This is a genomic window from Halalkalibacter oceani (assembly GCF_023715705.1).
GTDB classification, from domain to species: domain Bacteria; phylum Bacillota; class Bacilli; order Bacillales; family Bacillaceae_D; genus Halalkalibacter; species Halalkalibacter oceani_A.
In genome coordinates, this window is record NZ_JAMBOS010000023.1 from 16,267 (window position 1) to 30,771 (window position 14,505).

Annotated in this window: 17 protein-coding genes; 15 read left to right on the plus strand and 2 right to left on the minus strand. The window is 46.7% G+C overall.

The window, feature by feature from the left end:
* Positions 1 to 18: 18 nt before the first annotated feature.
* The 6 genes from M3212_RS16825 (at position 19) to M3212_RS16850 (ending at position 6,805) form a co-directional block, all read left to right on the plus strand.
* Positions 19 to 669 (plus strand): ThuA domain-containing protein, encoded by a 651-nt coding sequence (locus M3212_RS16825; RefSeq protein ID WP_251195138.1) that lies wholly within the window; start codon positions 19 to 21, stop codon positions 667 to 669.
* Between the two features lie 15 nt (positions 670 to 684).
* Complete coding sequence (locus M3212_RS16830) at positions 685 to 1,776, plus strand: Gfo/Idh/MocA family protein (RefSeq protein WP_251195139.1); 1,092 nt, start codon at positions 685 to 687, stop codon at positions 1,774 to 1,776.
* A 32-nt stretch (positions 1,777 to 1,808) separates the two neighbouring features.
* Positions 1,809 to 3,101, plus strand: a complete 1,293-nt coding sequence (locus M3212_RS16835) for an extracellular solute-binding protein (protein WP_251195140.1) — start codon at positions 1,809 to 1,811, stop codon at positions 3,099 to 3,101.
* A gap of 62 nt (positions 3,102 to 3,163) precedes the next feature.
* Positions 3,164 to 4,096, plus strand: coding sequence for a carbohydrate ABC transporter permease (locus M3212_RS16840; RefSeq protein WP_251195141.1), 933 nt, complete (start codon positions 3,164 to 3,166; stop codon positions 4,094 to 4,096).
* Positions 4,093 to 4,923 (plus strand): carbohydrate ABC transporter permease, encoded by an 831-nt coding sequence (locus M3212_RS16845; protein WP_251195142.1) that lies wholly within the window; start codon positions 4,093 to 4,095, stop codon positions 4,921 to 4,923. The genes M3212_RS16840 and M3212_RS16845 overlap by 4 nt, the downstream gene beginning before the upstream one ends.
* Positions 4,924 to 5,188: 265 nt before the next feature.
* Positions 5,189 to 6,805 carry a gamma-glutamyltransferase family protein gene (locus M3212_RS16850; RefSeq protein WP_251195143.1) on the plus strand — a complete coding sequence of 539 codons (1,617 nt, stop codon included), beginning with the start codon at positions 5,189 to 5,191 and terminating at the stop codon, positions 6,803 to 6,805.
* Positions 6,806 to 6,971: 166 nt separating this feature from the next.
* Here M3212_RS16850 and M3212_RS16855 read toward each other — a convergent pair whose 3' ends face one another.
* Complete coding sequence (locus tag M3212_RS16855; protein ID WP_251195188.1) at positions 6,972 to 7,421, minus strand: Lrp/AsnC family transcriptional regulator; 450 nt, start codon at positions 7,419 to 7,421, stop codon at positions 6,972 to 6,974.
* 108 nt (positions 7,422 to 7,529) lie between these two features.
* Here M3212_RS16855 and M3212_RS16860 point away from each other — a divergent pair, with 108 nt between their 5' ends.
* Both M3212_RS16860 and M3212_RS16865 read left to right on the plus strand, forming a co-directional pair.
* A complete protein-coding gene (locus tag M3212_RS16860; RefSeq protein ID WP_251195144.1) occupies positions 7,530 to 8,105 on the plus strand; it encodes a chromate transporter in 576 nt (191 codons plus the stop codon).
* Positions 8,102 to 8,632 (plus strand): chromate transporter, encoded by a 531-nt coding sequence (locus M3212_RS16865; protein WP_251195145.1) that lies wholly within the window; start codon positions 8,102 to 8,104, stop codon positions 8,630 to 8,632. The genes M3212_RS16860 and M3212_RS16865 overlap by 4 nt, the downstream gene beginning before the upstream one ends.
* Before the next feature lie 135 nt (positions 8,633 to 8,767).
* Here M3212_RS16865 and M3212_RS16870 read toward each other — a convergent pair whose 3' ends face one another.
* Positions 8,768 to 8,917 carry an FbpB family small basic protein gene (locus M3212_RS16870; protein ID WP_251195146.1) on the minus strand — a complete coding sequence of 50 codons (150 nt, stop codon included), beginning with the start codon at positions 8,915 to 8,917 and terminating at the stop codon, positions 8,768 to 8,770.
* A 216-nt stretch (positions 8,918 to 9,133) separates the two neighbouring features.
* Here M3212_RS16870 and M3212_RS16875 point away from each other — a divergent pair, with 216 nt between their 5' ends.
* The 7 genes from M3212_RS16875 (at position 9,134) to M3212_RS16905 (ending at position 14,422) form a co-directional block, all read left to right on the plus strand.
* Positions 9,134 to 9,553, plus strand: a complete 420-nt coding sequence (locus M3212_RS16875) for a hypothetical protein (protein ID WP_251195147.1) — start codon at positions 9,134 to 9,136, stop codon at positions 9,551 to 9,553.
* Between the two features lie 154 nt (positions 9,554 to 9,707).
* Positions 9,708 to 9,854 carry a hypothetical protein gene (locus M3212_RS16880; protein WP_251195148.1) on the plus strand — a complete coding sequence of 49 codons (147 nt, stop codon included), beginning with the start codon at positions 9,708 to 9,710 and terminating at the stop codon, positions 9,852 to 9,854.
* 125 nt (positions 9,855 to 9,979) lie between these two features.
* Positions 9,980 to 10,321: a hypothetical protein gene (locus M3212_RS16885; protein WP_251195149.1), complete on the plus strand. Its 342-nt coding sequence runs from the start codon at positions 9,980 to 9,982 to the stop codon at positions 10,319 to 10,321.
* Between the two features lie 646 nt (positions 10,322 to 10,967).
* On the plus strand, positions 10,968 to 11,348 hold the full coding sequence (locus M3212_RS16890) for an OsmC family protein (protein ID WP_251195150.1): 381 nt from the start codon (positions 10,968 to 10,970) through the stop codon (positions 11,346 to 11,348).
* A gap of 149 nt (positions 11,349 to 11,497) precedes the next feature.
* Positions 11,498 to 12,868 carry an MATE family efflux transporter gene (locus M3212_RS16895; RefSeq protein ID WP_251195151.1) on the plus strand — a complete coding sequence of 457 codons (1,371 nt, stop codon included), beginning with the start codon at positions 11,498 to 11,500 and terminating at the stop codon, positions 12,866 to 12,868.
* A gap of 20 nt (positions 12,869 to 12,888) precedes the next feature.
* The gene (locus M3212_RS16900) at positions 12,889 to 13,503 is read left to right on the plus strand and encodes a YczE/YyaS/YitT family protein (RefSeq protein ID WP_251195152.1); all 615 of its coding nucleotides are present in this window, start codon (positions 12,889 to 12,891) and stop codon (positions 13,501 to 13,503) included.
* Between the two features lie 115 nt (positions 13,504 to 13,618).
* Entirely contained in the window at positions 13,619 to 14,422 is an 804-nt protein-coding gene (locus M3212_RS16905; protein WP_251195153.1) for a YfkD famly protein, read from the plus strand.
* Positions 14,423 to 14,505 lie beyond the last annotated feature (83 nt).

A 14,505-nucleotide genomic window follows, 5' to 3' on the forward strand; every position in this document is an offset into this window, starting at 1 on the left:
GAGTAGGAGGAACTGGTGATGAAAAAGGCATTGATATTTCAAGGGGGCTGGGAAGGTCATGAGCCTGCTGAGGTAGCTGAGATTCTGGCCGGCATTTTAAAGCAGGAAACGTATGAGGTTGATATAACGGATACATTGGAAACGTTAGAAAAGGCTGAGCTAACGGGCTATGACTTAATCGTGCCGAATTGGACACAGGGCACGATCACGAAGGAGCAGCTTCAGCCTCTCCTTGACGCTGTTGCCGCCGGTACAGGGCTGGCCGGGTTGCACGGAGGAATGGGAGACAGCTTTCGGATGGCAGTGGATTATCAATTTATGGTGGGAGGTCAATGGGTAGCACACCCGGGCAATGAATTTGTTGAATATCAAGTCCGGATTCTTGATCAAGACCACCCGCTTACCGAAGGAATCAATGATTTTACCGTCGTTTCTGAACAGTATTATATGCATGTTGACCCTGCTGTAAAGGTTCATGCGACGACAAAGTTTCCAATTAGTGAAGGACCACATGAGGCAAATGGCGAGGTTGAGATGCCGGTCGTTTGGACGAAACGCTGGGGGAAGGGAAAGGTCTATTACTGTTCTCTGGGACATGTGGCAAAAACGGTGAACATGCCGGAAGTCATTGCCTTAATGCGAAACGGAATGGTCTGGGCGACACGATAAGGGGGCGGATTGACGATGAAAATTGGCGTTATTGGATGTGGGAATATTAGCAGCATCTACCTTGAGAACTGTCAATCGTTTGCTGAAATAGAAGTAAAAGCTTGTGCAGATTTGCACCGGAGTAAGGCAGAGCAGCAGGCAGAGAAATACGGAGTTCCTTTTGTTTACACAGTGGAAGAGCTGTTAGCGGATCGGGAGATTGAGGTTGTCATAAATTTGACGATTCCAAAGGTTCATGCTGAAGTTAGCCGGCGTGTGCTTGAAGCAGGTAAGCATGTCTATGTGGAAAAACCATTAGCGGCCGAGCTTGACGAGGGGGAGGAGCTTGTCGCCCTTGCCGCACGGAAGGGATTGCGAATTGGTTCGGCACCGGATACGTTTTTGGGAGCCGGCATTCAAACGTGTAAAAAGCTAATTGATGAAGGGGTTATTGGTCGGCCGCTTGCCGTCACCGGATTTATGCTGAGACCGGGACATGAGAGATGGCACCCCGATCCGGCATTCTTTTATGAACGGGGCGGCGGTCCGATGTTTGATATGGGGCCATATTACTTAACGGCATTTGTTCAGCTTCTCGGTCCGATGAAGCGGGTGACCTGCTCGGCCTCCAAGGCCTATTCAGAAAGGGTCATTACGAGTGAGCCTAAATACGGAGAAAAAATTCCTGTGGAAACACCAACCTATTTGGCCGGAACAATTGAATTTCAAAATGGAGTGATTGGCACACTGATTACCAGCTTTGATACGTTTGCCAAAACTGACTATCCGAATATTGAAATTTTCGGAACCGGTGGTGTGCTGCGCGTCCCCGACCCAAATCGCTTTGACGGACCGGTCTATCTGAAAAAAACGGGAGAAGACGAGTGGCTGGAAGTAGGGCTGACACATTCCTATGACTATAATGCGCGCGGGCTGGGCGTACTAGACCTTGTCAGAGCGATAAGAGAGAATCGTGAGCACCGGGCGAATGGAAATGTCGGGCTGCATGTACTTGAAGTGATGCATGGCTTCCATAGAGCAGCTGAGGAAGGACGACATTATACTGTGAAGAACCAGTGTGATGTTCCGAGGCCGTTACCGGAAGAGAAAAAACAGGCCAAATCTTGAAAGCGCTATCAAATAAGAGAGGAATGATGGGAATGAAGAAGTTCCATTTGTTGTTACGTGCTTTAGTCATTTTGCTTGTTCTGGCAGCGTGCTCTCCAAGTGACGAAGGAAGCAGTACCCCGGATTCGAATGAGCAAAATGGTGATAAGAAAGTAATTGATTTTTGGCATATTGATCCCGGTGTGAGAGAAGAGGTTTATATGGAAGCGGTGGCCCGTTTTGAAGAGAAGCATTCGGATGTGCAAGTCAACGTCCTGCAAATTCCAAATGATGATTATAAGCAGCGGATGGTCGTTGCGATGTCAGGTGGGAATCCGCCGGATGTTTTTCACAGCTGGGGAGGGGGCTGGCTGGAGGAATTCGTTCAATCTGGTCAGGTGAAAAATTTAACTGATGAAGATATTGATTTTAGTCAATTTGCCGAAGTGGCTTTAGACAATTCCACGTATGACGGAAACGTTTATGGGCTGCCGCTCGGATTATCCCCTTATGTCTTCTACTACAATAAAGATATTTTTGCTGAACATCATTTGGAGGTGCCTGAAACGTATGATGAGTTACTGACGATCATTGATGTGCTAAATGAAAATGATGTCATTCCGATCGCTTTAGCGAATCAGCCAAAGTGGCCGGGAGCTTTCTTCTTAATGTATTTGGCTGACCGGCTCGCCGGGGAGGATCTCTTTCTTGAAGCGTATCATCGTCAAGGAAGAGGGTTTGATGACCCTGCCTACGTTCAGGCAGGAGCCTATATTCAGGAGCTGGTAGAACGAAATGCCTTTAACCCGGGCTTTAACGGCATTTCCTATGATGCCGGTCAGGGGCGGCAGCTTATGTATTCCGGGCAGGCAGCCATGATGCTGATGACAAGCGGTTTTGTGAATAATATGCGTGATGAAAGCCCCGACTTTGAAGAGAAAATGGGAGTCTTTAACTTCCCGGCGCTCTCAGAGGGGGAAGGTGATCCTACCAATATTAGTGCGGGAGCATCCCCGGTATGGTCTGTTTCTGAACACGCCGAGCATGCTGATCTTGCTGTCGAACTTATCAAGGAATTGACGAGCGCAGAAACGGCACAGGCATTTGTCGACCGGACGGGTACAGCAGTCGCGCTGACAGGAATCGAAAGCAGTGATCCATATGTGCAAACGTTTATGGATATGATCGGCAAGGCCAATTCCATCCAGTTTCCTTATGACCAGGTACTGCCACCGGCTTTAGGGGAGCTGCATAAGGATACAACACAGGAAATTTTAGGATTAACGATGACACCGGAGGAAGCGGCGGCGCAAATGGAAAGCAAGGCTCAGGAAGAGTTAGAGTAGACTGCGGCGGAGACGCGCCATCCCTATTTAAACTCATTCTATTATAAAGAAGGGGATATCTAATGAATACTGTGCTAAGTACAGAAGCAGCGATTGTAAAACAATCAAAAAAGCAGAAACAAAAAAAGGCCGTGACGATTGCGCTTTTCGTTTTGCCAGCGCTGCTTGTTTATTCGGTTTTTATACTTTATCCAATCGTGGCGACGTTTCAATACAGTCTCTTTAGCTGGAGCGGCGGCCAGGGCGAACGGACATTCATCGGGTTACAAAACTATACCGTCCTGTTGGCCGATCAAACATTTTGGTCGGCCCTGCAAAATAACATGATGCTGATCTTAGCCTCTGTTTTCATTCAGATCCCCTTAGGCCTGCTTATGGCTTTAGTCTTATTCAGTCCAATTAAAGGGATTAAGCTTTTGAATGTGTTGTATTTCCTGCCGTATTTGATGTCGACGGTGGCGATCGGCCTGCTATGGATCTTTATGTATGATCCAATTAATGGTCCAATGAACCAGGTTGTTCAATGGTTTGGATTCGAACCGGTTGCCTGGCTGGCAGATCAAAATACGGCAATGATCGCTGTCCTCCTCGTGATTATCTGGCAATTTGCACCATTTTATATGATTTTATTCAAAGCAGCGATGGTCGGCATTCCGGATGAGCTGTACGAAGCAGCAGAGATCGATGGAGCAAATGGCATTCAGAAGTTCTTCTCGATTACATTTCCGGCTTTGATCCCGACAATCGTGACCTCGTCCATTCTGGCAATTGTCGGTTCCTTAAAGGCATTTGACATCTTCTATATTATGACTGGCGGGGGACCGGGGAATGCAACGGAAATAGTAGGCACCTATATGTTTAAACAAGGATTTATTCATTTCAATATGGGCTATGCCAGCACGATTGCCGCGATGATGTTCATACTGGCGTTTATCAGTGTTCTAATCATTCAAGTATTCGAGTATCGACGGAAAAAACGGGGGGCATTGCTATGAGACCAGTAGAAATGCTGAAAAGAATCCTTCTTTATGTTCTGGCAATCTTATTATTGCTGTTTACTGTCTACCCCTTCGTCTTTATGATCGGTACGTCATTTAAAAGTATGGATGAGTTTTTTGCGAATCCGTTCTCGATTTTGCCGCAGTCATTCACAGTCGAGCATTATCTATCAGTGTTTGATATGGGTTTAACAAGCTATTTTGTGAACAGTCTAATCATTACCACTTCCGCGGTTATTATTGTCGTCTTTATTGCTGCTTTAACAAGCTATCCACTGAGCCGGATCAAATTTAAGCTGAATCGTCCTTTGTTTTTGCTCTTTGTAGCGGGAATGATGCTGCCGATTCACGCCACCTTAATTCCTATCTTTGTCATGACGAATAACTTTGGAATTTATGATACGCTGCTGGCGTTACTTGGCCCGTACGTCGCCTTCAGCCTGCCAATCTCGGTCTTCATTCTGACTCAATTTATGCAGGAAATTCCAAGGGAACTGGAAGAAGCAGCGCAAATTGATGGAGCAAGTCATTGGCGGATATTCTCAAGAATCATTTTTCCGAATGTGGTCCCGGCAATTTCTACAATTGTCATTTACAATTTTGTTTTTCTTTGGACAGAATTCATCTTTGCGCTGATTCTCATTCAAACGCCTAGCAATATGACATTGCCGCTGGGGTTGCAAAATTTTTATGGCGAGTTCTCGATAAATGTACCTGGCCTTATGGCAGCCTTGGCATTGGCCAGCTTACCAGTACTGCTATTGTTTATTCTTGCCCAAGAGCGAGTGGTGAAAGGCTTATCTGGAGGAGCGGTCAAGGGATAGTGCAATAATCCGGCAAATAAGCTTGAGACAAAGCGAGTTAGCATTAAGTTCGTAGCGGTTACGCTCATAGGGCTGGCCAAAAGGTTATTTTTTGCCTTTTGCCCAGCCCTACTTTATTTTCGCAAAAATCCGAATAATACATAGACGAACATATTGAAATTAATTATAATGGATTAATGAACAAAATGATTGAATAGTAGTTTAATATCATTTTAAACGAAAGAATATGTAAGAATGACTTACCATTTGGTTAGGGGGAGACAAGATGCACGTATCATTTGATTCACATCGTTACCCATACTCGTCGAAGCGCAATGTCGTATACGGCAGACGGGGAATGGTTGGAACATCTCAGCCGCTCGCCGCAGAAGCGGGTCTCGCTATATTGAAAAAAGGTGGGAATGCGATTGACGCCGCGATCGCGACAGCAGCCTGCCTCACAGTGGTGGAACCGACATCGAACGGAATTGGTTCCGATTGTTTTGCCCTTGTTTGGACAAAAGGCAAGCTACATGGATTGAATGGGAGCGGGCAGGCGCCACAGCAGCTGTCGATCGAGGCTGTAACCGCAGCGGGGCATAAGGAACTGCCTAAGCACGGCGTCGTTCCGGTAACGGTTCCAGGCACACCGGGCGCCTGGGCGGAGTTATCGCGAACGTTTGGGAAGCTGCCGTTGGCGGATGTGTTAGCACCGGCGATTGAATACGCTGAAAATGGCTATCCGCTTTCTCCAACCTTGGCTCATTATTGGCAGGAGGGCTATCGTCAATTTTCATCTTATCGGGAGCGAAAGGAATTTGCTTCCTGGTTTGAGACATTTGCGCCAAATGGTCGTCCTCCACAGGCTGGTGAAATCTGGTCCTCGCCGGGTCATGCCGAGACATTGCGTTTAATCGGAGAAACAGAGGCGAAGGCGTTTTATCAAGGGGAGATCGCCGAGAAGATCGCGGCGTTCTTTAAAGAGCATCAAGGATTCTTGCGTCAGGAAGATTTGGCCGCTTACAAGCCGGAATGGGTCGACCCGATTCATACGGACTACCGCGGCTATCAAGTATGGGAAATTCCGCCGAACGGGCAAGGACTGGTCGCCCTTGAAGCGCTCAATATTTTAAAGGGCTTCGAGTTTAATGAGCGGGAGAATGGCGCTACCTATCATAAAATGATCGAGGCGATGAAGCTCGCGTTCATTGACGGAATGACTTATATCACCGATCCGCGGCATATGACGGTGACGCAGGAGGAGCTTTTATCGGATCAATATGCAGCCGAGCGGCGCGCTTTAATTGGAGAGGAGGCCTTGCATCCGCAGCCCGGTACTCCGCAGTCGGGCGGCACTGTTTATATGGCGACAGCTGATGAGGAAGGAAATATGGTTTCCTTTATTCAGAGCAACTATATGGGCTTTGGCTCCGGGATTGTTGTACCGGGTACGGGAATTGCGATGCAAAACCGCGGCCGCAACTTCTCGCTTGATCCGGCTCATGATAATGCGCTTGCGCCGGGAAAGAAAACGTATCATACGATTATTCCGGGTTTCTTAACAAAGGGAGATCAGCCGGTCGGTCCTTTTGGCGTAATGGGTGGCTTCATGCAGCCACAGGGTCATGTCCAGGTGGTGACCAATGCGATTGATTTTGCTTTGAATCCGCAAGCGGCTCTCGATGCACCACGCTGGATGTGGTCCGGTGAAAAAACGGTCTATCTCGAGCCCCACGTCCCACAGCATATTGTCCAGGAGCTGCGACGGCGCGGTCATGATGTTCATATCGGTTTGGATGTCGGGCTATTTGGCAGAGGGCAGATCATTTGGCGCGATCCGGAAACCGGCGTACTCGCAGGCGGAACAGAACCAAGAACAGACGGACACCTAGCTGTGTGGTAAAGAAGATATCAAAGGGGTAAAGTGTCCCTTTTGATATCTTCCTGAAGAGCGAGCGAAGGCGGCGCAAGGTATATTAAGACAGGAAGGGGAGCGCATTTTCTCTCCTTCCGGTCGCGCGCCAGCCAGAGCCGCAGTAACTCTCAGTCAAAAGGGTTTGATATCTTCCTTACAAATTAAGGCCGCTGCGGCTTTTAAAGCGGCGTAAAAGAATATGACTTTCGACGCGGGTGATCCCTTCAAGGGCATAAAGCTCCTCATTAATAAAGGATTCGAGCTGTTCAAAGTCATCAACGAGAACATGCATGTGAAGGGTGCTTGGCCCTGTCATCTGATAGCAGCTTGCCACTTTGGGGTTTTCCGCTAGAGTTTCGGCCACGGAAACAAGGGACGTTGGCTCACAATCCACCTCAAAAAAGGCAGATACTTTCTTCCCCACTTTGTCGGAATTGATGACAACACTGAACTTCTCGATGACCTCGGCTTCAATCAGCTGATTAATCCTTTCGCGAACGGCGACGCGGGAAAGCTTTAATTCCTTCGCGATGTCGACATACGATATACGGCCATTCATTGTTAAGAGCTCAAGAATCTTTCGGTCTGTTGCATCTATTTTCATTTGCAGGCCCCACTTCTTTTGCTTTGTTTTGTATCTTATCATGATTGCCGCCTTATGTGTAGACTACTAAGGACGAGGAGGTAGTCTCCTGATGAAAGGAGTAAGAACATGAATTGGAAAACGAATAAAGATTTGTTTGTCGCCTTTTTTCGGGCGGGTATTCTCGGCTATGGCGGCGGACCGGCAAGCATCCCGCTCTTTCATAAGGAAGCGGTTGAACGGTACCGCTGGGTGACAGATGAAGAATTTGGCGATATTCTCGCCCTGGGAAATGCGCTTCCCGGGCCGATAGCGACGAAGATCGCTGGATATATCGGCTATCGTCTGGCAGGCTGGAGCGGACTTGTCTCGGCCATTTTGGCAACGGCTTTGCCTACTGTATTGTTAATGATCGGACTTATGGGTCTGTTAACAAGCTTCCGGGATTCTTCGGTCGTGCAAGGGATGACGCAGGCCATTACACCTGTTGTGGCAGTGATGATGCTGACGCTGACGTATTCCTTTTTCAAGCAGTCGAAAAAGGGACTTGGTTTGGGACTGAGTATCGCGCTTGTGATTATCAGTTTACTGTTTTATCAAGGCCTGGCCGTTCATCCGGCGATCATTATCGGCGCTTTGTTGGGATATGGTCTTTTGGCAAAGCCGCGTAAAGATAAAGACACGAAAAAAGGAGAAAGCGCATGATTTATCTGCACATTTTTTTAGCTTTTTTTATTCCGAATATTGTCGGCTATGGCGGCGGCCCGGCCTCTGTTCCACTGATACAGGAGGAAGTGGTCAACCGCTACGGGTGGATGACAGTGGAGGAATTTGCTGAACTGCTGGCGATTGGAAATGCGCTTCCGGGACCGATCAATACGAAATTGGCCGGATATATCGGCTATGAAATGGGAGGAGTGTTTGGTTCGTTTGTCGGTCTGTTTGCGACGATAGCGCCTTCCCTGCTGGCGATGGTCTTTTTGCTTGGGCTGTTATATAAATTCCGCAACTCTCCGCGGGTGAAACGAATGACCGGTCTGATCCGGCCGACGATTACCGTTTTGCTTGGTGTGCTTACATGGGAGTTTTTCGGAAGCTCGCTGCAAGGAGCAGGGCTTGGTCACACGATTGTGCTGGCCTTGGGCAGCTGGGTGCTGATGGAAAGAGTGAAGCTCCATCCAGCATATGTGATCGCCGGCTCACTTTGCTATGGCGCGCTTGTTTTAAGTTGAACAATGACAGAAAGGAGCCGGAAGGAAAAACTTCCGGCTCACTTTCTGTCACGATTGATGTGCGTCTTCTGTTTTTTATCAATTATCCAACGGTTTCGTACAACCCCTGATTATCTTTTGCCTCGAGGCCTGGTGTTACTGGGCCTTTTTAAATTCTTTTTCATTGTTTTGAGAAGAACGCTCATCAATGCGTTTTTCAATTTCGGCTAAAGCCTTTGGATCATTTAAGAGCTCTTTTTTGTTCTCGGATACAAGTTCTTTAAATGATGCTACCTGTCTTCTCATACTGGAATCACCTCAACTCTTAGGATGTAAGTTCATTATAACAACAGATGATGTGGAAAGAATGAAGGAATTGTTACAATTTTGCGAAAAAAGAATTTTATTAACGATTATTGTCGAATATGTCTATCGACAGAAAGCCTTACATACGTTAAGAAAAACAGGGTTATGAATAGGGGATGTGTTGTTTATCCATGATAAAGGCAGGGGGAAGTTGGCATGAAGGGCTGGTATCACTGGCGTCCGGTTAACCCGCGGTTAATTGAGGACTTGTTGAAAACGGAGAGCTCAGATATGCTTACGATTGATTATTTATCCGTGATTGCGAAAACAAGTGAAGAACGTCAGCTTTGGCGGCTCCTTCTTGACAGCAGAAGAAAAGATTATATTCTTTTAAAGCAGGTGTACAGCTTGCAAACCGGGACTTCCCCTGAGGTTGACCAGGAGGTTTTTCAAAAGCCGGAATCATATGAGCAGGGCATGCATGCCCAAATCCGGCAATCGGGACACAGGCTATCTTTGCTTGAACAGGCTTATCAGGAAGCAGGCGATGAAAGAATCAGGCAAGTCCTTCAGCTCCTCATTCATCAGCATCGGTATGAAGGAATGGTTTTTAGACGTTTAACTGCTTTACAATAAATAAAAATTATTTTTCAAAAAACTATTTACATGGACAGATTATGTTGTTAGAATATTTTTAACATTTAAAAGGGCGAGCACTCTTTTATAAATAGAAAATGAGCGAATGCTCAATCGGCTGCCGCCATAAATAACATCAAGGGAGAGAGAAGCTATGACGGTATCAGAAAAGAAAGCATTGGAAGAAATGCAAAAGAAGCTGGAACTTCTTGCGACGGAGATTAACGACTTAAAGAAATCAAGTCAAAATGGCTTTGAACAATTAGATACGGATGACTTGCTGACGCAGGCGTATAACTAATAGACAGAAGGACTCCCAGGCCAGGCTTGGGTTAGTCCTTTTTTTGTCGGACTTGCCCTGCGGATAGAACTGGTAGACCCTTGGCTTCAATGGTAAAATGAAAGAAAAGCGGAGGAGGATGGATGATGGTGAAAAAGTGCACGATGTTTTGTAAAGGAGCATGGATAGGAGGCGCCATTGCTCTTGGTGTTCTGCTGTCAAAAAAGGAATACCGGGAAAGAGTGGCAAAGGAAGCAAAACAAGTCAAACAGTGCACGGTGGATGCAGTGAATTTTGTCCGGGATAACCGCGAGCAGATTATCGCTCACATTCGTGAGACGGCAAACGAAGTCTCCACCATGATGCGTGACATTAGCGAGGATGTTAAGCAGCTAAGTCAGGCCGCAAGTCATCTGAAGGAAAGCTCCGAGGAGATTGTCAAAGCAACAAAGGAAGCAGCGGCGGAAATAAAGACCTTGAAGAAATAGACGGACTGACAGCTGAAAATGTTTATGTATAGAGTCCGGACAACGGGACATGATAAGGAGCGAGGAAGCAGCAGCAGCTGTTTCCCATCCACCCACCGTTTTCAAGATAATGTTCAAAGATGCAACAGGCTAGTAACGTGAATTGTAAAAGGAAAGCCTTTCTCGAGGTGATTACGTTGGAGAATGACAAATATTTTCAAGAATGTTTTTAACATGAATGAAGGTAGGTGTCTCCAAAAGACAAACATCGTTTCGACCCCAGATTGTTCATTGAATAATCATGCTTGAGCGGTAGTGGAAAAAAAAAGAAGGTGACCACCTCGCGTGTGTCACCTTCTTTGATCTTTAAAGGGAGAGTGAGCGTATGAGCAAGAAAAAGAAGCAAAAGCAAAGCGCCAATCAAAAACATAATCATAAAACGAGCAGTTCAGCTAATAAATCCAATCAATACCATTAAAAAAGCTCGATCTGCTCTGTGAGCGTCAGTGTGTAAAGTCCGGGCAAAAGGTGAAAATCCTTTTGTGACGGGCTTTTCTTAATGATGAGCGCGTGGATGTACGGTTTCTGAGAACGTAAAAAGTGGCGGAATACATGACGGCGTCGGTCAACGCTGTTACAATAAAAGGAAGAGAGGGAGGGATAAGGCATGGATTTTCACATGAAGGAGCATAGCTTTACGACCGATTTGGAGTTTGGTCAGCTGGAAGTATCGGGGAATGAGGAATACGGGTTTCGGCCTTACCAATTACTAGTGTCGGCGACTGCTGTTTGCAGCGGGGGTGTGCTGAAGAGGATATTGAGGAAGCAAAGAATCACGTTTGAAGATATCCGTATTCATGCTGATGTGAAGAAAAGTGAGCATGGGGCCAATGAAATAACGGACATTCACCTTCATTTCACGATTGCCGGCACGGATGCTTCTGAAGAAAAGGTGAAGAAAGCACTGGAAATCACACGCAAAAACTGCACGATTGTCCAATCGATCAAGGATAGTATTAACATAACGGAGAGCTTTGAACTGCAATAAGCAACGTACAGAAGCAATAAACTGATGATGCTTATTGTTCTGTTCTTACATAATTGTACAAGATAAGATAAAAGGACGTCGGCTTGAAAGAAAACCGACGCTTGTAAAAAATGGTGCAGTGGGGGTTTTAGCGAGGGAAGGGATGACGATTGACACAGGAAAATCAACTCGATTTCACAGAAGGAAAAATCCTCAAAAAAATGGTGCTGTTTTCGTCGCCAATATTCATCAGCAATCTGTTACAGTCTTCCTATCAGCTGATTGATTCGATTTGGGTTGGAAACTTACTTGGAGCGGATGCTCTCGGTGCCATTTCAATATCGGCTACGGTCGTGTTTACGGTCCTGTCCTTTATTATTGGCTTAAACGGTGCGACCTTGACGGTAATTAGCCAGCGAAGAGGGGCGAAGGACGAAGAAGGACTGAAGGATTCGCTGAATGCGTTTGTGTTCGTTCTCGGCTTGCTCGCACTTTTGCTCGGCTTGATTGGCTTTTTGTTTTCCGGCGCGATTCTACGCTTTATGGGGACACCGGAAACTATTTTGCCAATGGCCCAGGCGTATTTGCAAATTAATTTTGTCGGGATTCTCTTTTTATTCGGCTATAACTTTATCGGGACGGTCTTACGCGGGATGGGTGACAGCCGCACGCCGGTCCGTTTTATTTTGCTTGCTGTTGTGCTGAATGCTTTTCTTGACCCGCTTTTTATTTACGTGCTTAATTTCGGAATTGAAGGAGCAGCTTACGCGACAGTTATTTCACAGGGGATCGCCTTTTTATATGGGCTGTTCTATTCAATTTATAAAGCAAATGTTCCTTTTCAAGTGCCGAAGCTGCCGGAGAAGAGATATTTTATTGTCCTGTTTAAAATGGGGCTGCCGGCCGGGCTTTCGATGATGGCCATCTCAGCAGGAATGATGGCGATTATGACCGTTGTTACAAGCTTTGGTGAACAGGCGGTCGCCGGATTTGGCGCCGCTCAGCGACTTGATAATTTGATTATGCTGCCGGCTCTCACGCTTGGGGCGGCGGTCAACAGCATGGCCGGGCAGAACATCGGGGCAAGGCAGTGGAAAAGGGTCAATGAAATTGCCAAGCAGGCGATTATCCTGATTATCGTCGTCTCCCTGACGGTAAGCACGATTATCTTTAGCGGCGCAGAAACATTTGTCAGAATCTTCGTCCAGGAGGAGGAGACGGTGGCCTTTGGCGCGATGTATATCCAGATGATCGCCTTCTTTTACCCATTTCTCGGGATCAACTTTGTTTTGAATGGAATCGCCAGAGCAGCCGGAGCGATGTTTCCTGTGCTCATTTTGAACATCATTTCATTTTGGGTGTTGCGCTATCCGCTGACTGCACTATTTGCGTCCTGGTTTGGAGAAGAGGGGATTGCGATTGGCATGGGAGTAAGCTTTGTCATTAGCAGCGTCGTGGCGACCGGCTACTATTTCCTCGGAAATTGGCGTAATATCAGTGAAGAGGTGATGACAAGCACCGAAAAACAACCGCAAGAGTAAAAAAAGAAATGGAGAATTCAATGAAACCTATCATGATTCGTTTAATAAGCTATCTCGGTGGATTGCTTATTCTATCTTTTGGCATTACGTTGACGATTCTGGCCGGGCTCGGTGTCGGCGCCTGGGACGCTTTAAATGTCGGATTGGCGAACCGGACGAACTTTTCAGTCGGCAATTGGGTGATTTTTGTCGGGATCGCGCTCATTTTGCTTAATGCGCTGCTCGGCAGACGAAAGCCGGAGCTTCTTGCGCTCGTCACTGTGATGGCGATTGGGTATTTTATCGATTTTTGGCTGATTGTCGTTTTTGACTATCATTTATTCAGCGGCTTTTTGCTTCAGCTGACCGTCCTTCTTCTCGGCGCGGTCATTATTGCTTTCGGGATTTCGGTTTATTTGCAGGCCGAGTTTGCCGTCATCCCAATCGACCGTTTTATGTTTGTGATCAAAGATTTATTAGGTGTTCGTTTAATGGTGGCCAAAACGATTTCTGAGCTTATCGCCTTAACGGCTGCCTTTGTCGCAGGCGGGCCGATCGGACTTGGTACCGTTCTTGTGACGTTTTTGATCGGACCGATGATTCAATGGTTTTATCCGCGGGTGGAGAAGCGGATTAATTGGCGTGAATCGTTGTAGCGACATGGAATTTTCATCGGAGAAGCATCCTCCTTGACCGGATCGTGGATAAATTTTTTAACAAGGCTCACACTATGAACAAAAGAGAGCTGAAAGTTAAAAGGAGGCTTCGAAGATGAAACGATTTATCGCTGTATTCATGCTGGTCTGCCTGTTCATCCCGTTCGGAAATGCGCTGGCTACCGAAGGTGACAAACAAGAAAAGCAGTCATTTCAAATTCCTAATTCCGTGTTGAATATTTCCAAGGAAAACACGTATACAAATCCTACTCAGGACTTGCCATATTTGCAGCCGAGCACGCTTGCTCAAGAACTGATGGAGACGACAGAGGTGAAAATTGAGAACCCGGACCTGATCCGAATTTTAAATGAATCGACGATTAACGATTCGAAATTAGCACTTGGCTTCCGTGCCTCCATTTATTTAGGGGAGTGGCCGCTTTCCTATGATTCGGCCGGAACCGAGGTGAATTGGGAATACCAGAAGGTCAACACGAACTATTTGGACAACCGCGGCGGACGTACACCGCAGAAGCTGACGTATCATCAGGAGCAGCAGAAAAAGGTCAATGGCGGCTTAACCGCGAAAATCCCAAACAGTGAAGCCGTCAAAAAGATGATGATGATTAAAGCGGCGGAGCATACGAATTTGCCATTATCGTTTGAGACGGTGATCGGGCAGGGAACGCGGAAAAACAACACCTATAATATCGCGCCGAAGCAGGTCGGCTATTTGCACAGCTTCGTGCCGGCGGTCAATGAAAAAGGAAAAGTGACATATGGCGAGGTGTATTTAACGTTTAAAGGCGGAAAGCGGAAGCTTGAAGTGAAAAACGTCACCCAGCAAGGCGTCGGCTCGTGGATTCCGGTACAGGATCACCTCTCGTTTTCCTTCATGTCGGCGAATCAGCCTAGATAAGCTGTCTTGAATAAATGCATGCAAATAACGCTCAGATTTTCCCTGCTGAGCGTTATTTGCATGCTATTTGAATTGTAACTGAT